This window comes from uncultured Gilvimarinus sp. (assembly GCF_963975215.1).
Taxonomy (GTDB): Bacteria; Pseudomonadota; Gammaproteobacteria; order Pseudomonadales; family Cellvibrionaceae; genus Gilvimarinus.
On record NZ_CAXBFW010000019.1, the window covers coordinates 1 to 20225 of the forward strand.

Here is a 20225-nt window from a genome sequence, read left to right on the forward strand (position 1 = left end):
ACGACGCCTTTTTTACCGTACCCTCGGCGCCAGGCTCATCGGCGCCGTAATACTCCATCGATAAAACACCGGAGTCTTCAAACAGCGACACGTAAAAACCAATCGCCTCATCGGCGTCGCCCTCAAACATCAACATTGGAACCATTGCCTGTGCCATATAGCCTCCTTAATTGTTACATCATCAATAGCGAGCCGCTGTTTACAGGCCCTAACCAAAAAACCAATAAGCGATTAACGTTGCCGCAAGCATGCCGGCGCCATCGGCCAGTAAACCACAGGCCAGCGCATAGCGGGAGCGGGTAATGGCCACCGCACCGCAGTATACGGCCAGCACGTAAAAAGTGGTCTCGGTACTGCCCTGATACACCGCCGCTAAGCGCCCGGCAAACGAGTCGGCGCCGTAAACATCCATGGTCTCGATCATAAGCGCCCGGGAGCCAGAGCCCGAGAAAGGCTTCATTAGGTCCGTGGGTAGGGCGCCCACAAAGCGGGTATCGCCGCCCATAAACGCCACCATAAAACGCAGCTGCTCGAGCATAAACTCAAACACCCCTGAGGCGCGCAACAAGCCCAGTGCAAACAACATGGCCACTAAGTAGGGGATAATACCAATGGCGATGCCAAAGCCCTCTTTAGCACCATCGATAAACGCATCGTACATGCGTACACGCCGCTTAAAGCCGTATAAAAACAGCGCGGTAATTAACAGCAATAACGTTAAATTACCTACCAGTGCCGAGCGCTTGCCTATCTCGCCGTTATCCACACTGGCCGCCAGTAAACCACCAACTATCACCGCCGCCCCGACAAAATAAGCCAGTACCACCGGCGACCATAGTTTGAGTTTTTGCAACCAGGCAACCGTTAACAAACCCACCAGCGTCGAGCAGCTGGTGGCCAGCAAGATGGGCAAAAACACATCGGTGGGGCTCGCCGCACCCAGCTGCGCGCGATAGACAAAAACGGTAGTGGGAATTAACGTGACCGAAGAGGTGTTAAGCACCAAAAATAAAATTTGCGCGTTACTTAAGACACTGGGGGTTTTGTTGTGCACCTGCAAATCACGCATCGCCTGAATGCCCGCCGGGGTGGCGGCGTTATCCAGGCCCAACATATTAGCCGCCATATTCATGCTGATGCTGCTAACGGCTTTATCGCCGCGGGGGACATCGGGCATTAGCCGGCTAAATAACGGCGCCAACCCCCGTGCCAATTTGGCGCTTAACCCGCTGACATTGGCGATTTGCATTAACCCGAGCCAAAAACACATAACCCCTATCAGGCCAAGACAAATGGTTGTGGCAAGTTCGGCCATCTCAAACAGCGAGGCCACCAGTGCATCGGCAACCTCATGGTGCCCCAACACGCTAGCCGATATCCCCCAAAGCAGAGAGATGACGATCAGACTGGCCCAGATACGATTGAGCAATGCTTAACCTATTTCGTTATGTGTGCGTTTGAACGTTCACACTATAAGGCAAGGGCCACACAAGCACTAGCGGGCCATGGGTTTTACGAAATAAGCTTGAGAGGACGCACCTCACACCCGGCGTGGCCGGGTGTGAGGGCAACGGTTACTCGGCAGTAACCGATAAAATGTAGGCGGCAATTTTATCTCGGGTCGCCTGATCCAGGAAGCTGTGAGCCGGCATTACATGGTCGCCCCACTTACCGCGGCTACCCTGAGCAATGGTATTGGCGATGTAGGCTTTCGGATCTTCCAGCGTGCTGTACTTTTGCTTAACCTGTAAAAAGCTCGGCCCCACCGAGGCGGCGTTTTCTTTGTGGCAGGCAATACAGCTGGTGCTTTCGGTCAGATCTTTACCCTGGGCAATTTCCAGCTGTACCTCGTGGCCCACGCCGCCGGCCACCTCGCCAGAGGCGTCACTGTCGGCGATCACCGGATCGACCAACTCGGCATCCGGGTCGTAGCTAATAAAACTCAGCTTTGCGTCTTTGCCGCCAGCCCACCACTGGGTGCCATACTCTAACACCCACAGGCGACCGTCTTTGGTAAAGCGCATATCCAAGGGGCCGGCAAACTTAACCGTAGGCGCAAAACCATCAATTTTTACGACGTTATCGTCATCGTCCAGCGTAACGACTTTAATCCAGCTGCGCATAAAATCGCCGATAAACAATTTGTTTTGGTAATAACGCGGGTACGCCAACTCATCGTCATCTCCTTTGGGGTAGATACCGGCGACCAGCGCGTTGCGCCCACCCTGACCCAACTCGGGGAAACGTTCAGAGCCAGCATAGGGATACCACATAAGCGCCGGTTGCGCCGGCGGTAAAACATCTAACCCGGTGTTGCGCGGCGAGAAGTTTTGTGGCGCCAGTGGGTCAAAAAACTTACCGGTTTTCTCAGCCTGGTAGTCGTACATACGGTAGGGTTTATTGTTAGCCAGCATCGTAGGCCAGCCAAAAAAGCCCGGCTCGGTCACTTTGTTAATTTCGTCGTAACCGCGAGGGCCAAATTCGTCGCTATCGGCTTTTGCATCAGGGCCTATATCGCCGTAGTACAAATCACCGGTGCTCTCGTCGATGGCGATGGTGTAGGGGTTGCGGGTACCCATGACGTAAATTTCGGGCCGTCCCTGCTCGGGCGAGCTAAACAAGTTACCTTCGGGGATCTGATAGCCACCTTGTCGATCCGGGTGAATGCGCAAAATTTTACCGCGTAAATCCTGGGTATTAGCCGCGCTGCGCAATGCATCGTGATAGGTGCCGTCGGGCTTGTTATTCATGGGGCCAGAGTCATTCGACTCGAACGGGTTACTGTTGTCGCCGATGGCGATAAATAAATTGCCCGCGTTATCAAACTCCAGGTTGCCACCCGTGTGGCAGCAGGTGTTGTCCATAGGGATATCCAGCAGCACTTGCTCCGAGGCCAAATCTACCTTTTTATTGTTAACGCTAAACTGCGCCACACGCTGCAGTAGCTCGGCCTGACCGCTCTCGTCTTCGAGGTTGTACATCACATAAATTTGGTTGTTGTGCTTAAAGCCCGGATCAAACGCCACGGCTACTAAACCAAACTCAATTTTCTTTTTCGGTGCAAACACATCAAATTCAGCCATTGTCTGCAGCTCGCGGCTGGCCACATCCAGCCAAAACAATTTTCCCTGACGCTGAGCAATCATGGCGCCGGCGTAGTCGTCGGTCACATCAAAGCTGACTGGCTCGTCTAAGTTGTCGACCAATACCTCGCGGGCAAAACGCCGCGGATCTGGCCGCACGGCGGTGTAATCCAGCGGCTGCCGCTCGCCAATGGCGTAATCGAGGCCGCCGGCCAAATGCTGTAAAAAGCGTGGGTCGCTAAAGGTTTGCTTGGTGTGCCCAAGCCCTGTGTAGAACGAGCGGCCACCGTCAAACGCCTGATACCAGGCAATGGGATGGTAAGCACCGTGACTGCCCCCTTGATAGCTGCGCTCATCCACCACCAGCAGATCCTGGCGCAAATCCGAGAGCCCGCTAAAGTCATACCATTCATCGGCGATGCTAAACTCATGAGGCATTGTCTGGGTGGCAGGGTGGTGCGAATCTACCACCTTAACCTTAGCCCGCTGCACGTTGGACGGATCGCTAGGGTGCGATTCAAAAGCCGCCCCGACCAAACGCCGGTACCAATGCCAGCCTCCCTCGCGCTCGGTATCAGCCGCCGCATGAATACCAACAAAACCGCCGCCCGCCTGAATATAACGTTCCATGGCCAGCTGCTGCTGATCATTCAGAATGTCGCCCGTGGTATTAACAAAAACCACAGCCGCCATCTGTTGTAATTTATCATCGGTAAAAATGTTAGCGTCATCGGTTGCGACCGGTGTTAAGTCTCTGGCCTCAACCAGCTCGGTCACGGCGGCAACCCCTGCGGGTATCGATTCGTGTACCCATCCGGCCGTTTTCGAAAAAATCAAAACCGACTGTAAACGCTGGTCGGGCGCCGTGTCAGCAGCTTGGGTTAGAGGGGCAAGCGATACACTCAGAAGGCATAAAAACGCCAAAAAACGGGAAATAATCATAGTATGGGCACTTTCGGTTGATCGAATATTTTTATTTTGTAGCCGCTAGGTTTATGTCTTTAGGCATGGGCACAATAACCGTTTAAAACAATAGCCGCTTAAAAAACAATCAAGCCAGTCTACCCCAGCACCGGCCACTCGTCATGAGGCTTATCAATTATTAGGACTACTTTAAACTATTCTTAACAATTGGCCTGCCGTTGCCAATCTTGCTAACACCTGGCTTTTACTGATACAGCGCCACATAAACTAACGTTTCACAGCCCATAAAAATATTGCGCTGTGCGCCCCCAAATCCACGCCTGCTCTTCGTCGCTTAAGCTCGCCAGGTAAGATCGACAATCTTTTACCCAAGCATCGTAGCTACCGGCTAAATTAATCACAGGCCAATCGCTACCCCACATTAACCGCGTCGGGCCAAAGCATTGAAGCAAATGCTCAAGTGCGGGCGTGACCGACTTAAAGTCAGGATTTGGCCCCGCCTCGGTTAGCAAGCCGGACAACTTACAAAACACATTATCGCACGTTGCCAGAGTGGCGATATCCCGACGCCAGACGCTCACGTCAGCCCCTGTAAGGTCGGGTTTGGCGCCATGGTCAATAACAATTTTTAGTGTTGGGTGGCGCCGTGCCAGGGTGTATAAATAACGCAGATGCCGGGGGGTAACCAGCGCGTCAAAACTGAGCTCCAGTTTTGCCAACAGCTGGTACTGTTCATCAAATTCCGGACGTAGCATCCAGGCCGCATCGGGAATACTCTGCAACATGGGACGTACACCTTTAAAGACTGGCTGCTGAGAGAGGCACTCTAATCGGGCACTCGCCCCCGCTGACGCAAAATCTACCCAGCCCACCACGGCGGCCACAAAATTATTGTTATCGGCTATCGATAATAAAAAATCAGTTTCCGCATCTGTTTCGGCCGCCTGAACCAGAACCGTTTTATGAATATGATTTCTGAGCAATATACTCCGCAAGTGCTCGGGTAAAAAATCTTGGTAAATCTCGCTTAGCTCTGAGGTTAGCCATGTATAGTCACCTCGCTCACGCAGCCAGAAATGTTGGTGGCTATCTACGCTAACAAATGTATCGCCCCTGTGCCGGCTCATGCTAGCCAGCCTCCGTTCGCTCGAACGGCAGCGGGGCCGACTCGTCAATTAAATGATTAGATTTTAGTGACTGCCAAAACGCACGGGGAATATTTTCATTAAAAAACTCCAGCGTTTTCTCGATATGTTGCTCGCTACCCAGCCCGGGAATAACCGACGCGACACTTGGATGCGCCAATGGAAACTGCAAAGCCGCCGCTGCCAGAGTAACGCCGTAATCGGCACACACTGACTCGATGCGCGATACCTTATCGATAATACGTTTAGGTGCAGGGCTATAATTGTACATAGGCGTGTGGCTCGTGTTGACTCCAGAGGCCAATATACCGGAGTTGTAGGGGCCACCCACAATAACCGAGGTGTTGTGCTGCTCACATTTCGGCAGCAGTGTCCTCAGCGCCTCTTGCTCTAGCAATGTGTAACGCCCAGCCAGTAAAAAACAATCCCAGTCGCCATAATCCAGCGCGGCTTCACACACCTCGGTTTCATTGACGCCCAGGCCTATGGCTTTTACAAGCCCTTGCGAGCGCAACTCATCCAAAGCTTTATAGCCACCCTCCATAGCCGTTTTAAAATATTCGGTATCTTTATCGCCGTGAGTCAATCGCCCTATATCATGAATATACAAGATATCAATCCGGTCTAACCCCAACCGCATAATGCTATCTTCATACGATCGCATTATGCCGTCGTAACTGTAATCGTACTCAAAGTCAAAAGGCATCGGCGAAACAAAACCGTGACGCTCTTGTCGATAGCCTAAAGGCTTAAGCAGGCGGCCCACTTTGGTCGACAAAATATAGTCGCGTCCTTTTAACGCACGCAACGCATCCCCCGTGCGACGCTCACTCAAACCCTGTCCATAGTGAGGTGCGGTATCAAAATAACGCAACCCCATATCCCACGCGGCGGCTAAGGTCTGCGCCGCTTGCGCGTCAGAAACTGCATGGTAAAGATTACCCAGCGGTGCGCAGCCAAAACCTAACTCATCCACTTTTAGGTCGGTCTTAGCAATCGCTCGCTTAGCAATAACAGTTAGGCTCATGGGGCATCTCTTATCGTTATAATGATGATTCAAATACAGTTGGGCGGTAGGGCCAATAGCGTTAAAATTCTACTGCGTCTGCGAGTTATCCTCAACGCCTTCGCTTTGTGTAATCAATAAGTACGCCATCGAGAGCATAGCCACCGTAAAAACCAGTGCAACAGGCCATAGCACTAACCCCAAGACGGAGGCGTAAGGCACAAGGCCAACCAGATAACTTAACGTGCCAACAAGTACAGGTACTATTACTACCACCAACAGCATCAGTTTTTGATGGTGCTGGGTACGCCGCCACGATGCCGCAAAGCTAATGCGTTGATCAACCGCAATGGCGGGAAACACCAGACTCAACCTGCTGAGCAGATATAGCGCCGCCACTAGCCACAGCACAACACCAATTACCGGGATAGTTACCAACATACCAACCACCCCCATCAGTACACTTAAACCCATTAGGTACAGCAAAAACCACCACTCGCGCGCCGAGGGAAAGAAAATCCCCCACGGTGGCACTGAGCCTGCACCCAGCAAGACAATCCGGTGAGTAGTGACGGCGATCAGAACCTCAACAACCATACCCAGTAACCCCACGAGCGCTTGCAACATAATGTCAGGCTCTAAATAGCTGACAAGGCCCAATAACAGGTAAGCGACCACGGGTAGCAACAAAGCTCTCACTAACACCAAGCGCTGTTGCGAGAGACTAAAAATAGCACCAGCCAATACTTTTTTAAAATCCATTTTTATCCTTAGTAAGAGCGAGTGAAGTGTAGACACAATCAGACAGCTCCTTATCTTAGAGACGAGATAATACCCATAAAACTTAACGTAATGACTTTTGAACTGTAACGCAAATAAAAGAGGACGACCTTGGCGGGTGTAGCAGTATTAATCCAACTCTGAATTTATCCTTCGGGGTGGATAATAAATGGCGAGCTTGAGCAATGGGTTGAATATTGGGGAAGCGGTGGGCCGGGCCCACCTCAGAGACTACCGCAGTTTACAGTTGCGGCAGGAAGTTAAGCGTGTAGTTGCGCGTGGTAACCACCACATCGGTTTTGGGATCGAAGGTAATGAGTTTAACCCGCGCCAGCACTTTTGACTCTAAATCCGCATCACGTAAATCCGAGCTGACAATACTCACCGAGGCCAACGAGCCGTCGGGGTTAATCACCAGTTTCAGCACAACTTTACCCTGCAGCGCTGGGTTTTCACGCAGCGCGCGGCGGTAATAGCGATCTAGCGCGCTGGCGTGCTGGCTCATAACCCGGCGAATTTCTTCGTCGGTACGCTCGCCCGCCTTACGCGTATTTTGCGCCGCGCTTGCGGTAGCATCGGCGCCACCCAGAGCGCTCTCTACCTGGGTAGTTTCGCGGCCCGAGAGTGCCACACCACCGGTGTCTTGCGACAGAGCAGAAGTATTGATGCCGCCACTGTCAGCCTCGGCGCCACTGGTAATTAAGTTGCGCTCGGTGCGCTCGGCTTCAGCCTGGCCGCGGGTAATGTCTTCGCTGGCCACGGCTTTGGTGTCAATCGCCTCGCGCATATCCGCCAGCGTATCCTGAAACTGCAGTACGCCACTTACCTTGGCTTTTTCGCGCGCCTGATCCACTTGTGTGACCGGCTCGGGTTCTGGCTCAGGTTCTATTTCTGGTTCTGGCTCCGGTTCCTCTTCAGGCTCAGGCTCTTCTTCCGGTTCGGGTTCCGGTTCAGGCTCTGGCTCCGGTTCGGGCTCGGGTTGCTTAATCTCTTCTTTTTCGAGCAATACACGCGCAAGTTGTGGCGGCAGCTTTTCTTTTTCTTCGCGTTTAATTTCAGGCAAGTTAATCAGCGGGACGATAATGCCTATTAGCGCAAACACCACCAGGGCAATCGCCACCAATTTAATAAAGCGTTTATCGTCGGCTTGACCTTGGCCAAATAACCGATCGTTCTCTGAGTTGTTGGAGTCGCGCAGGGCCATATCAGCTATCGGCTCCTGTACCCGGTTGCTCGGCAGAGTCTGAGGTTTTGTTCACCGCCAACGAGATATCGCGATAACCGGCTTGGGCGCAGGTATTCATAATGCGCTTGAGCAGCGTATAGGGAATGGCTTTGTCGCCCATGATGGTAATCGGGCGGCCCGTTTGCTGTTGCTCTTGCGTCAGCGGGCGGGCACGGGAAGCTAAGTACTCGAGCTCTTGCGTCAACTCGGCAATATTGTTGGCTTCTTCGTCCGCGCCGGCCTCGGCCGCTTGTGCGATATCGCTTATGGCAACAATGGCACGGCCACCCACTAGAATTTGCTCGTTGTTGACTTTAACCACCACCGTAGTCTCGGGCACAGTGTCGGCTACCGAGGCTGGCAGCTCGATGGTTTTATCGTTAGTGAGCACTTCAACGTCAGAGGAGTTGACCAACAAAAAGAACACCAAAATGGTAAAAATATCCATCAAGGACACAAGGTTTAACTTGGGCGTATTCTGATTACGGCGATGATGCTTTGCCATGCGTTTGGCGCGCAGTGACTGCTTCACGATTCACCCCCAACGCCTGTCAGGCAGGTAATTTTTTCTTTGTCGACCAGCGGGTCATTAACCGGCGCGTCGCCCAGTGACACTTTAGGGAACAACACGGCGTCGACTTCTCCAGCTGCTACCACGGCTTTAAACGAGCGCACGGTATCCATGGTGCTAACGATAGTCTGATAATCGGTATCCGGCTGGGCCAGCAGCACGATATCGTCTTTCTCCATTTGGTGCTCGTCTTCCAAACGGATTTTGATTTGCCGCAGAGTCTGTGAGAGCAGCGCAAAATCGTAGCTGCCATCGTCCTTAGTGCAAATACTGGCGGCGCGGTTGCCCGCGGGGTGATTGACTCCGAGGTAGTCGGGGTAAATCACCACCTCAAGAAAATCGAGCTTGTCTTGCTCATCGTCAGACGCGCTGGGTGAGGCCGAATCGGGCAGATTCAGCTCCAGCACAGTAATGCGCGAGAACACCATGCTGAGCAACAGTACCGGTACCAATACGATCATAAGATTCATAAAGGAGGTAATGTTTAGCTCGGCATCCTCGCTATGGCGTCGCCTTCTAAAGCGCATGATCTTCCCTTATGCGTTTGCGTTAGCTTTGGGCGCTGCGGGGCGAGCGGTATTGGTCAGCAGGTTTAAACAACGTACACCGGTCATCTCCAGCGAGTCGACCAGCTCAGTGGTTTTAGTTTGCAGCATGGCGTGAAACAGCAACAGAGGGATCGCAGAGATCAGACCAAAGGCGGTGGTGTTCATGGCCACCGAAATACTGTTAGACAAGAGTGTGGCTTTCTCGGCCGGGTCGGCCTCGGCGACCGCGGTAAAAGCCGCAATCAAACCGATAATGGTACCCAGCAGCCCCAACAGCGTGGCGATGTTGGCAAGCGTTGCCAAATAGGGGGTGCGTTTTTCCAGACGCGGCATAGCCTCTAGTACGCCCTCTTCCATGGCCAGCTCGATTTCATCGCGGCCACCTGAGCCGCCCATGCGCGAAACACCGGCGGCGACGATGCGGGCAATGGGCGCCTCATCGTTACGGCCCATGTTGATGACCGCTTGGTAGTCACGTTTTTTTAACAGCGGCATGACCCGGCCAAACGCTTGCTGGTTAGCCCGTTTGGCCTGGCTTAGTACTACAAAGCGCTCGATGGCGATCACCAAACCAATCACCAGTACAATGGCGATGGGGTACATAAACGGCCCGCCATTTTGAAAAAAGCGCACCACTGTCGAGAAAAAGTCCATAGTTGTCTACCTTACAAATGCCGCGAGTTGTCTGTTAGTTAATCACGCACGCGCCGTGCGCACGCTTATCAAAGCTGTTGCTAAAACGCCGAGTGTACACTGAGGCGTATCGGCCGCGCTACGCTGGTGCCGCCGGTTCTATCGTTTGCGCCGTATTATGCCTGAATTTTACGGCGCCGGTTGTGACGATTGCGGGTCAACCTGTTGCCCGTCAGCCGGCGCAACCAAATCCGTCAAATCGGGTTCGGCCACGGCTGGTAAATATTTTAATTCGCGCAATAATTCTGAGCGCTCAATATGCTCAAACACCACGTGGGCCTGATTATTAATTACGTCGTATTTTAGCGTCGGGCTATCGGGTGTTTGCCACGGCACCAGATACAACACCTGAGGCTGCTCCTGGTTACCGGTAATAATACTTTCGAGGCGTGACTCGCTCTGCGCCAAAGTCATCGCACTTACCATTAACACACTGAGCAGCGCCGCCTGCATTAAACGCTTCATCCGTTTGCCTCCCGCGCGGCAATGCGCCGCTTGAGATCGATAATCCAGCCATTGACGGTATTGTCGAGCTCGCCGCTTTGCTGCTCGCGCAAATAACCACACGCCTCATAGTGAGCCAGTGCCTCGGGCCAGCGCCCCATGTATAAATCGTACAACATACCCTGATTGCAATGAGTGTCGGCAGAGTAGGGCCACAGAGTAAGCGCTTCACTGTACAAGGTGTCAGCTTTGGCAAAGTTACCTGCGCGCCGCTCTAAAGCGGCCAGCTGATTGTAGGCATCGGTATTTAATGAGTTAACCGCCAAAGCTTGCTCAAACGCCTCGCGAGCCCGACCGGGCTTATCCAGTTGCAGCCAGACGATACCCAGATTCAACCAGGGGCCCGACAGCCTGGGCGCCTCGGCTACTAACGCCTGCAGTGTCTGGCGCGCCTCGCTCCAGCGCTGCCCGCTCATTTGCTCGCGCGCGCGGTTAAACGCGTCGCGCACCTCGGGGGTAATAGCCGGTGTTGGCGCCGCCAGATAGGGGTTGCGGGTTATCGGGCCCGGGGGTAATAAGGCGGGCCTTGGCGCTGCTTGGTCTGCGGCCTCGGTGCGCGCGGCCGGGCTTGTGCTCGGTACAGGCTCAGTCGCGACGCGCTCCAGCGGCTGACTGGCACAACCAAATAGCCCGAAAAAGAGTACCGCCCACAGCGGCGGCCGCCAGCTCGCCTTATTAACGAATATCATCGGCGAACTCCACGGTAAACTCGGTTTTGTTGTAGCGCGCCGGCAAGATGCCCGCCAGAGACGTTAAGCTGGCCTTTACCCATTCATCGTAAATGCCACCCCAAGCGCGCTGGGCGTTGGCCTCGTGCAGGTCGATAGCTTTTTCTTCAAAGGGGTAGGCCTGCTCTTCCAGCAAAATATCGTACTGCTCAAGCTCCAGCATATTGAGGTTATCGGGCCGCTCGGAGTCCATTAAGTCGTTGGCCAGCTGCAGATAAATCTCGCCGATGTAATAGTTGGCCCGAGTGGTAAAGTCCGCCACTTTAAACTCGAGCACACGCTGCTGGGCTGTTAGCGCCACATCCAGTGCATCGCGTTTTTTGCCCAGACTCGTTTTGATGGGTAGCGTTAAACGCAATTGGCTAAAGCGCTGGTAGGGCGCCTCGGCCAAGGTGGTGGCAGCGCTGGCGGCCAGATAATTGCTGCGCTCGGTAGGTGCTGTACGGGCGCTTTTAATCACCCGCGCCAGCCAGAAATCGCGACTACTGATATCGTCTTTTGCGCTGTAAAGCTCGACCAGGCGCTGCTCGACTTCGATCAGCTCAGCCACCGGCTCTGGGTAAGCGTGGGCGTAGTCGCGGTAGTGATTGCGCGCCTGCTCCCAGTTATCGGCTTTATCGTAATACTCCGCCGCGGTTAACAGCGACTGACGCGCCAGCTCTGGATCGGCGCTGCTGCCGGATTGCGCGCTGAGCATGCCAGCGGCCTGCCCCCAGGCGCCCATGGCCTCGTAAATCACAATTAACTTGGCGGGCAAGCGGGCGTTAAGCTCGTGGTTGGGGTAGCTTTGCGCAAACTCATTCAGCAGGGTTTCGGCTCGGCCCCAGTCACCGGCCATTTGCGCGGCGTGGCCGGCATCAAACAGCGCCTGACTGGCAATACTGCTGTGCGGTAGCTCGGCGTGAATTCGTAGCAGCAAATCGATCGCCGCATCGCTGTCGCCGGCGGCCAGCTGCGCTTGTGCCTGCTGATAAATACTGGCGGCGATGCGCTCGCGAATATCCGTAGCGCTGGGCGAGCCGGGTTGTTGCCCGTACTCGGGGTGCAGATCCAGAGCCCGCCAATAGGCCAGCTCGGCATCGGCGTATGCCTCCTGCTCAAACTGGGCGTGGCCCAGAGTAAGCCAGGCGGTATACAGTAAGTCGCCCGAGGCGGTAGGTTGCCAGGCGATCACTTGTTGAGAGACCGCCGCGGCGCGCACCAGATCGCCCTGATACAACAGCTCCGGTGCGGTTTGCGTGAGCACTTTAATGGCCCGTGGGTCGGCGGCGTAATACTCGGCAAACTTCATAGAGTCGTCAATTTTACGCTGCTGCCACTGCCACAGGCTGCTTTGCACCGGCTCGGGCGCCAGGGCGCTGGACTCGAGCAATTCGCCCGACTCCGAGCGCCGCACCAGCTCCCCGGCCAGCAATACCGCGCTGTAACCGGCCTCGGCACCAAACTCCGGGTCGCGCTTGTCGAAGGCGACATTCTCATAGGCCACCAGGGCATCAATGGTGCGCTCACCCTCGCTGAGGGCCTCGGCCATCAGGAAGGTGACCTCTGGTACGGCCTTACCGGCCGGAAAAGTAAGCACTAACTCCAGGTATAGGTCGGCGGCATCGCTAAAGCTGCGGTTGATGTCCGCGCGACTCGGTGCGCCGGCGCCACCCTCGGCCAGCAGCCGCTCTAAGCGCTGCGCCTCGCTGTGGTGATGGCGCGCCAGCTGTTCGAGATACAGACGCAATTTACCCAGCGCATTGGCGCTCATATTGCGCGGCTTTTTAGTGCGCACCACTTGTTTGGCTTGCATCGCCGTGGGCGGCGCACTAATGCCGGCACGGGCCTGCCAATAGCTGCTGTAAATACCGTAGCGATCGACGTACGCCTGCTTTGCCGGAAACACCAGCGATGGAAACTCGCCCGCCTGATAAACCTCGATCTCGCGAATAGAAAAATCTGGCGCCATATCGGAGTCGGGGTTGTGATTCACAAAACGGGCAAAGGTATCGGCGCTATCCAGGTAGCGCTGCTGAGCCAGGTATAAATCACCCAGCTGCTGGTACAGCAAAAACTGATAGGGCCGCCCACCGATGCTTTGCTGCTGCTCGGCGATGGTTTGGGCACCGTCGAGGTTGGCGTAGGTAAAGCTCAATACCCGCAGCGTGTCTTCCACCAGATTGCGGTCAGTAGCGCCCATTTGCTCGATGATACCCGCCACTTCGCCAGACAACTGAGCTTCACCCAGCTTGTTGTCGAGCAACTCGGTAAAGCGCGCCATGGCGATGTCGTACTGGCTTTGTTTGTAAGCCGACCAGCCTTCCATATAGAGCGAGTTGTCGGCAAAGGCCGAGGTCTCACTGGCAGCCACTTCGCGGTATAACTCCTCTGAGAGCAGGTAGTTGCCATCGGCAAAGGCGCGCTCGGCACGGCGAAACTGCGCCTCTTGAATATAGGGCGATTCGGGAAAGCGCTTGGCCAGCTCGTTTAACACAGCGGCCGCCTCAGCGTCGCGGCCGTCCAGCGCGTAGGCCTTAGAGAGCTTGTAATAAAGTGCATCCGGCTCACTGGCCACAGAAGCTGCCGGGTCAGCGCGGTAATCGTCTACCAGCGCTTCGTAGTGAGCGATAGGCTCGGCAAAAAACGCCGTTAAGGTACGCGCTTGCTGCTGCGCCGCCTCGGAGCGGGCCATTTCTAAATCGGCAAGCCGCACCTGAATATGGTGACGCATCCCGGGGTTAGTGGCCATTTGCAGCGCCGCGCGGTAGTTGGCCTCGATCTGGGCCAAATCCTGGCGCTCGATTTCTTGCTCACCCAGCGGGACAGTTGGGTCCGGCAAATCGGCCAGCGTGCTGTGTTCCTCCAGCGGATTTGTGCTGCAGCCTTGCAACACCAAAGCAATAGCCAGCGCGAGCGGTAGTCGGTGCCGGTAGATCACTCTTGCACCTCCGGCAGCCGGGGAGCATTGATGTCGGTATCGCCCGCCGCACGGTAGGCCTCATCGTACAGACGGGCAATACTCAGACGCGTTTGCGCGAGATAATCCTGCAGCCGGTTACGGTGTGCCTCGAGGGTTTGGCGAATGGTGCCCAGCAGCGCCGCGGTATCGCGGTCAATGGCTGCGTTAAGCTCGGCCAACTGCCCATCGGTGCGCGCCTGCAGTGCGGTGATTCGTGCCGCCTGGGCGTCTAAATCCGGGTCGGTCGCTAAAATAGTGGCCACGCGATTGCTGCGCTCGGCACTCTCGGCCAGGGCCGCATCTAACTGCGCCAGCGTGTTACGCGCGCGCCAGTGGTTCTCGGCAAATGCCTCGGCGGCACGCCAGCGGACAACCCCGTCGTAAAAAGCTAAGCGCTCAGCCGCATTAGCGGCCACCTCGCCGGTGCCGGCTAAGGCCACCGCGTTATCGCGGGCGCGGGCAATGCGCTCGGCCAGCGCGCGAGTCTCTTCGCCGGCCAGCGCCACGGCGTTATGCTCTTGCTCTATCAGCGCAAGCTCGGCCGCCAGCCCATCGCGCTGCTGGCGCAACACCTGGTGCTGTTGCAATCGCTGGGTTTGGTCGATCTCGGTGGCGCGCTCGACGCGCAGCTGGCGTTTATCAACGATAAGTTGCTGGTAGATGTCGAGCTTGCGCTGCCACTGATTAAGCAGCGTTTGCAGTCGCAGTAAATCGCGCAATTGCTGCGCGCTGTCTTGCAGGGCATCGCGCTTCAGCAGCGCCTGCAAATAGCGCGAGTCGCTGGCGAGTACGTCCACTTCGTGGAGCGTTAGCCAGCTCTGTCGCTCGCGGCCATCACCGGCGCCAAGCAAGGCATCAATCTCGGTGGTATTGCGCAGGCTCGCGGTCAGTGTCTCGCGCTCGAGCCCGGCCAACACTTGTTTAATACGACCGAACTCGTCCGTCAGGATTTGCTCGGACTCCCGGTAAGCCTCCAGCGCCGAGCGCGGCGCTTGCAGTTGCTCGTAGGCCCAGGGCACAGCCAATAAAGTCTCCTGTACTGCCGGCTCCAGTAATGAGCGGCGCCGCAGCGCCTGCCAGGGCTTAAGCGCCAGTACATAGTCGTGATAGCTGGCCGCCGCCCAACCGTAGCCCAGCAACGCGCTGTTGGCGAGGTTGCTATCGAGCCGCACATCGCGAAACGCGGCTTTGGCCGAGGCGTAATTACCCAGCTGCAAAAAACTATAGCCAAGGGCGGTGAGGGTTTTGTCGCGGATGGCCAACGCCTCGTCCTGGCGGCTTTCATCCTCCGGTAGCTCGGTGCCGAGCCCGGCGCGATAGTAATTTTGCGCGCGAATGGTATCGCCGGCGCGGGAGGCCGCGTTGCCCAAATTGAGCAGCGCCAGAGCGCGATTTTCTTTAAGCGGGCTGAGGGTCGTTTCGGCCTGTTGCAGGCTTGGCACGGGGCCATTTTTAATCAGTAGGTGCGCGTTTAGCAGGGCGATGTTATCCATCAGCGAGTCGCTTAGGGTATCGCCAATGGTACTCGCCGATGCGGCCGCCTCGGCGTAGTCGCCGGCGCGGTAATCAAGCCGCGCCAAATAATAGTGGGCCGTGTCACGCACATTTTGCGGCTCGCTTTGCCCCAGCTCGGCGGTAAATTCACGGCGGGCGTGATCGTCCATACCGTAGGCCAAATACATGCCTGCGCGCATCAGTTTAGGGTAGTGTTGATGGCCGGCGATGCCGCCGTCAGCTTCCGCGCGCAACAGTACGCTCAGCGCCTCGGGAAAGTCACCGGTGTAGTAGTGGTAGAGGCTCTCGCCGTAGCGCAGATCTTGTGCTGAGCTGTGGCGCCCGGCGGCCGACTCCGCCGCGACTGCCGAGCCGCCAACTGCCAGCAGGGCGCAAAGCCCGGTGGTTGTTATAGCTCCCATTGCTTAATATCAAAGACCGGTTGCAGCTTACTGGTAGAGTCGACAATGCGCAGCTCTAACACCAGAGGAGCGGTGGTTTTATCCACCGTAATGGCGGCGGCGCGCTTGTAGGGCTGCCCCTGGGGGCCAATACCGGTAAAGAAGGCGCTGATTTCATGTTGGCCACTTTTGATATTGCCCAAAAAGAGCTTTTGAATACCGCCGCGCATAAGCGCATCGACTTGCTTGGGTGTGTAAAGCTCGCTGGCGACAAACTCGTCATCGAGCTTGACCTTTACCGCATCCAGCGCAAAGTACTCACCGACATCCAGTGACAAATACACCGCCACCTGGCTATTGGCGGGATAGAGCAGCTCCGCCTCTAATATAAGCAGGTCGCGGTTGAGCTCCAACACCTGTTGTTTCAGTGCCTCGGTCTTATCGGTCGCGGTTGGCTGCGCCTGCACAGCGGCGGCGAGTAGTAGCAGGCACACGAAAAGTCCATGTAAAGCCATCTGGGGGTAACGCTGTGTCATTGTGACGTCCTGTTTCTCGCTGGTGCCTGCTTGTTGTAATAAGGGAGTGTAATCAATCGACGCCCAAAGTGCAGTTATTGTATGACGTTGTCCTGCCTGTGGCTGTGATTGCCGTATCACTCAGGCGGCGCCAAACCACTGCTATAGCGCACTTTGCCCGCCCGGGTGATTAGTATCGCATCAAATGCCGGCAATTGGTCAATCAGTGTCAGGCCTTTATCGGCCCCCAGCACAAAAACACTGGTCGAGAGGGCGTCGGTATCAAAACCATCGGGACCGATAATAGAGACACTGGCCAGCTCGTCGCTGCTTTTGCCTGTACGCGGATTAATAATGTGGTGAATCCACTCGCCCTCGGCGTCGATAAAATAGCGCTCGTAATCGCCCGAGGTAGAGATCGCCGCATCGCTCAAGGGTACTTTAATGGCGACGCCCTCTTCCCCGCGCGGCTGTTTAATACCCACCACCCAGGGGCGACCGCGGCGATCCCCCAGCACCCGGCTGTCGCCGCCGGCACTGACGCTGGCGTGCTGCACGCCCGCCTCGCGCAGCAGCGCAATCGCGCGGTCCACCGCGTAGCCTTTGGCAATGCCGCCTAAATCTACATACACCTCGGGGGCGGCGTAGTACACGGTATGGGCAGACTTATCGAGCACCACATGCTGATAATCAATGGCCGGCAACAAGTGTTCACGCTGCGCCTCACTCGGCTGTTTACCGGCGCGGTAATCGTAGTAGCGTGCCAGCGAGGCAAAGGTGATGTCGAAGGCGCCGTCGGTAAGCCGGCCATAGTAGAGGGATTTGTCCAGCAGGCGGGTCATCTCGGGGCTGATATTCAGGGGGTGGGCCGCATCGCGCTCTGGCGCGAGCCGGTTCATCTGCGACAGCTCGGAGGATTCCTGATAGGGCGAGTAGGTGGCGTCGATACGGCGCATCTCACTCATGACCTGAGCGGCCAACTGTTCAGCGCGGGCGGCATCGTCATGCCAGAGGGTTACGCTGACCCGGGTACCCATAATAGCCTGTTCGTCATTTACCCAAACGGCATGGACGGCGCCGCTGCTTAACAGCAAAGCCAGCGACACTACTAGCCGGGCAAAACAGGGGGTTGCTCGTCTCACAACATTAACCACAGTGTATTAATCCACTCATCCGTAAAGCTGACATACTAAACACTGCTCCGCTAAAGGTCACCCCCGGGGTTGCGACTTACTGCGGCGGTAATTGTACCAATGTGAGCGGGTCGGGCGTCGCCAACAGCTCGCTAAAACGACAGGGTTTGTGCACCCCAAAGCCCTGCACAAAATCGACGCCCATCTCCGTTAGTAGCGCTAATATGGCTTGGTTTTCCACAAACTCGGCAATGGTTTTTTTGTGCAACGTTTGCCCGATTTCATTAATCGCCCGCACCATCGCCAAATCTGTCTCATCGCGATCGATATCGCGCACAAACACGCCATCAATTTTTAAATCGTCGATCGGCAGACGGCGCAGATAACTAAACGACGACAGCCCGGTGCCAAAATCATCCAGGCCAAAATGGCAGCCCCTCTGGCCCAATTGCTCCATAAAGTTAATCGCCTCGGCCAAATTATTTACCGCGGCGGTCTCGGTCACCTCAAAACAAATCTTCCCGGCCGGTATCGCGTACCGCTCTAGCATATCGACGATAAATTGATACAGGTCACGCTGATCGAGTGAGACGCCGGACAAATTAATATGGCAGGACTCTAATTGATCCAGGTGCTCGGGGTGCAGCGCCAGCTGACTAAAGGTGTGCTCTATAACCCAGCGATCAATCGGGTAAGCCGCCCCAAAGCGCTCCGCCGCCGGTAAAAACACGCCCGGGGGCACGATTTCACCCTGTTCACCTTTTAGGCGCACCAATACCTCATAGCGCAAACCACTTTCGCCCGGCCGGGTAGGCACAATAAGCTGGGCATCGAGAAAAAGACGGTTGTCGTCAATGGCCTCTCGAATTCGGTTGAGCCACTCCATTTCGCCCTGACGCGCCAGTTGCTGTTGGTCATCGAGCTCAGAGATATACACCCGATTACGACCTTGCTCTTTCGCCAAATAACATGCGATATCAGCCGCTCGCAACACGTGATCTGTGTCTGATGTAGAGGTGGTGACCGGCACCACACCGATACTGCAGGTGATATCGTAGCGGCGATCCTCCCACACAAAAGTCATCTGGCTCAGCTCCAGGCGTAGTTTTTCGGCCACTTGTGCGGCGATCGCCAAAGAGCAGTTTTGCAGAATAACCCCAAACTCATCGCCGCCGAGCCGGGCCAGCATATCGTGCTCGCGCAGGGTGCGGCGCAATACGTCAACCACTTGCTGTAACAGGCAGTCACCAGCGTGATGGCCAGAGGTATCATTAATAACTTTAAATTGATCGAGGTCGATAAAAAACAGCGCATGCTGTAGCTCTTCAGCGCGAGCCTCAGCCAATACGATAGAAAGGCGCCGCTCAAAAGCGCGCCGATTATGCACACCGGTTAAGGTGTCGTGAGTCGCCTGATAACTTAACTCGACTGACAGTCGCCGAGACTCAGACACATCCTCGATGATAACAATAATGTGGGGCCGGCCCTGCTCACTTGAAATGCGCGAGTAGGTTAAGCGAGCCCAGAGTGTGCCGCCATTACCACGCATCAGCCGCTGCTCTAAGGTGTAGCAATTAATCTGGCCCAGGCGCATTTGCTCACGCCGCTCGCCCCCAAGCTCCCAGTCCTCGGGGTGCACCAGCTCCGAGCGAGACATACTCATAACCTGCTCTCGGGTGTAATTCAGCATGCTGCAAAAAGCTGGGTTGACGACAACAATATTATCTCGCTCATCAAGCCGCAGCATACCCACCTCGGCCCGCTCAAAAATCGCCCGAAAACTCTCCTCTGAGCGCTGCAGGGTGCGCACCAGTAACCACGCTAACCAACTTGCCAGTAACGCCACTGTCACCAAAAAAAACAAACTGCTTACGGATAAAACCAATGTCAGCCAACGCACGGCGTTGCTCATGGCGATACGAAAGTGCTCGGTAAGTACATCCAGTTCGGCATTGAGATCGCTGAGCTCGTCGCGCAAACCGATAAATTCAGCTTCTGCCGTACGGCCCGATTGCCACAGCTGCTCTAAACGGTTAGCGACTTCGGCAACAGCTGCAATTTTAGGGTCTGAGGCACGCCAAACCGCGACGGCGTGTTGCATCTCGCCGATGTCACTGCAGCACCGAAACAGCCAGATCATCCCGGCAACATCATCGGGATGGTTGCGCCCGGCAATAAAGGCCCGGGTGACATAAGCGCGATCGAATTCGCCCGCCTCCATGGCTATTCGCGCACGGCGATCGGCCTGAACCACCTCAAGCCACTGTCGGGCTCTGGCTAGCTGGGCGGGATTACCCTCGTGCGAGTAACGCTCCAGCTCGTAGATGCTACCGAGCTGCGCGCGCGACCACGCGCTCAGCCCCGCAAGATAGGCTGCAGCCGCAGACTGCACCTGAACCACAAGCAGGCTAAAACAGACAACCACAACCAGAAGCCCAGCCAGCGCGGAGACCAACGCCACCACCTTTAACCGAATATTATTGGCCCAAACTTTCATGGTATGTATAGGTGCCTCCCGCGCCTATTGTCGACGT

The 20225-nt window shown here is 55.7% G+C and carries 16 protein-coding genes; all 16 read right to left on the reverse strand.

Annotation, left to right across the window (positions count from 1 at the left end):
• Positions 1 to 208: 208 nt before the first annotated feature.
• On the reverse strand, positions 209 to 1429 hold the full coding sequence (locus AAC019_RS12410; RefSeq protein WP_339899262.1) for a nucleoside recognition domain-containing protein: 1221 nt from the start codon (positions 1427 to 1429) through the stop codon (positions 209 to 211).
• A 145-nt stretch (positions 1430 to 1574) separates the two neighbouring features.
• Positions 1575 to 4025, reverse strand: coding sequence for a ThuA domain-containing protein (locus AAC019_RS12415; protein ID WP_339899263.1), 2451 nt, complete (start codon positions 4023 to 4025; stop codon positions 1575 to 1577).
• Positions 4026 to 4282: 257 nt separating this feature from the next.
• A complete protein-coding gene (locus AAC019_RS12420; protein WP_339899264.1) occupies positions 4283 to 5134 on the reverse strand; it encodes an amidohydrolase family protein in 852 nt (283 codons plus the stop codon).
• Position 5135: 1 nt separating this feature from the next.
• The gene (locus AAC019_RS12425; RefSeq protein ID WP_339899265.1) at positions 5136 to 6179 is read right to left on the reverse strand and encodes an aldo/keto reductase; all 1044 of its coding nucleotides are present in this window, start codon (positions 6177 to 6179) and stop codon (positions 5136 to 5138) included.
• Between the two features lie 69 nt (positions 6180 to 6248).
• A complete protein-coding gene (locus AAC019_RS12430) occupies positions 6249 to 6920 on the reverse strand; it encodes a hypothetical protein (RefSeq protein WP_339899267.1) in 672 nt (223 codons plus the stop codon).
• 259 nt (positions 6921 to 7179) lie between these two features.
• Positions 7180 to 8142 carry an AgmX/PglI C-terminal domain-containing protein gene (locus AAC019_RS12435; protein WP_339899268.1) on the reverse strand — a complete coding sequence of 321 codons (963 nt, stop codon included), beginning with the start codon at positions 8140 to 8142 and terminating at the stop codon, positions 7180 to 7182.
• A gap of 1 nt (position 8143) precedes the next feature.
• The gene (locus AAC019_RS12440) at positions 8144 to 8695 is read right to left on the reverse strand and encodes a biopolymer transporter ExbD (protein ID WP_339899269.1); all 552 of its coding nucleotides are present in this window, start codon (positions 8693 to 8695) and stop codon (positions 8144 to 8146) included.
• Positions 8692 to 9261, reverse strand: coding sequence for a biopolymer transporter ExbD (locus AAC019_RS12445; protein WP_339899270.1), 570 nt, complete (start codon positions 9259 to 9261; stop codon positions 8692 to 8694). Before AAC019_RS12445 ends, AAC019_RS12440 begins: the two co-directional genes overlap by 4 nt.
• A gap of 9 nt (positions 9262 to 9270) precedes the next feature.
• Positions 9271 to 9936, reverse strand: coding sequence for a MotA/TolQ/ExbB proton channel family protein (locus tag AAC019_RS12450; protein WP_339899272.1), 666 nt, complete (start codon positions 9934 to 9936; stop codon positions 9271 to 9273).
• 168 nt (positions 9937 to 10104) lie between these two features.
• Positions 10105 to 10440: a hypothetical protein gene (locus tag AAC019_RS12455; RefSeq protein WP_339899273.1), complete on the reverse strand. Its 336-nt coding sequence runs from the start codon at positions 10438 to 10440 to the stop codon at positions 10105 to 10107.
• Positions 10437 to 11168 (reverse strand): tetratricopeptide repeat protein, encoded by a 732-nt coding sequence (locus AAC019_RS12460; RefSeq protein ID WP_339899274.1) that lies wholly within the window; start codon positions 11166 to 11168, stop codon positions 10437 to 10439. The genes AAC019_RS12455 and AAC019_RS12460 overlap by 4 nt, the downstream gene beginning before the upstream one ends.
• On the reverse strand, positions 11155 to 14127 hold the full coding sequence (locus tag AAC019_RS12465) for a tetratricopeptide repeat protein (protein ID WP_339899276.1): 2973 nt from the start codon (positions 14125 to 14127) through the stop codon (positions 11155 to 11157). Before AAC019_RS12465 ends, AAC019_RS12460 begins: the two co-directional genes overlap by 14 nt.
• A complete protein-coding gene (locus tag AAC019_RS12470; protein ID WP_339899278.1) occupies positions 14124 to 16064 on the reverse strand; it encodes a hypothetical protein in 1941 nt (646 codons plus the stop codon). The genes AAC019_RS12465 and AAC019_RS12470 overlap by 4 nt, the downstream gene beginning before the upstream one ends.
• Positions 16052 to 16579, reverse strand: coding sequence for an AraC family transcriptional regulator (locus AAC019_RS12475; RefSeq protein ID WP_339899280.1), 528 nt, complete (start codon positions 16577 to 16579; stop codon positions 16052 to 16054). The genes AAC019_RS12470 and AAC019_RS12475 overlap by 13 nt, the downstream gene beginning before the upstream one ends.
• Before the next feature lie 116 nt (positions 16580 to 16695).
• Complete coding sequence (locus AAC019_RS12480; protein ID WP_339899281.1) at positions 16696 to 17700, reverse strand: FAD:protein FMN transferase; 1005 nt, start codon at positions 17698 to 17700, stop codon at positions 16696 to 16698.
• A gap of 88 nt (positions 17701 to 17788) precedes the next feature.
• The gene (locus AAC019_RS12485) at positions 17789 to 20188 is read right to left on the reverse strand and encodes an EAL domain-containing protein (RefSeq protein ID WP_339899282.1); all 2400 of its coding nucleotides are present in this window, start codon (positions 20186 to 20188) and stop codon (positions 17789 to 17791) included.
• Between the last annotated feature and the right edge of the window lie 37 nt (positions 20189 to 20225).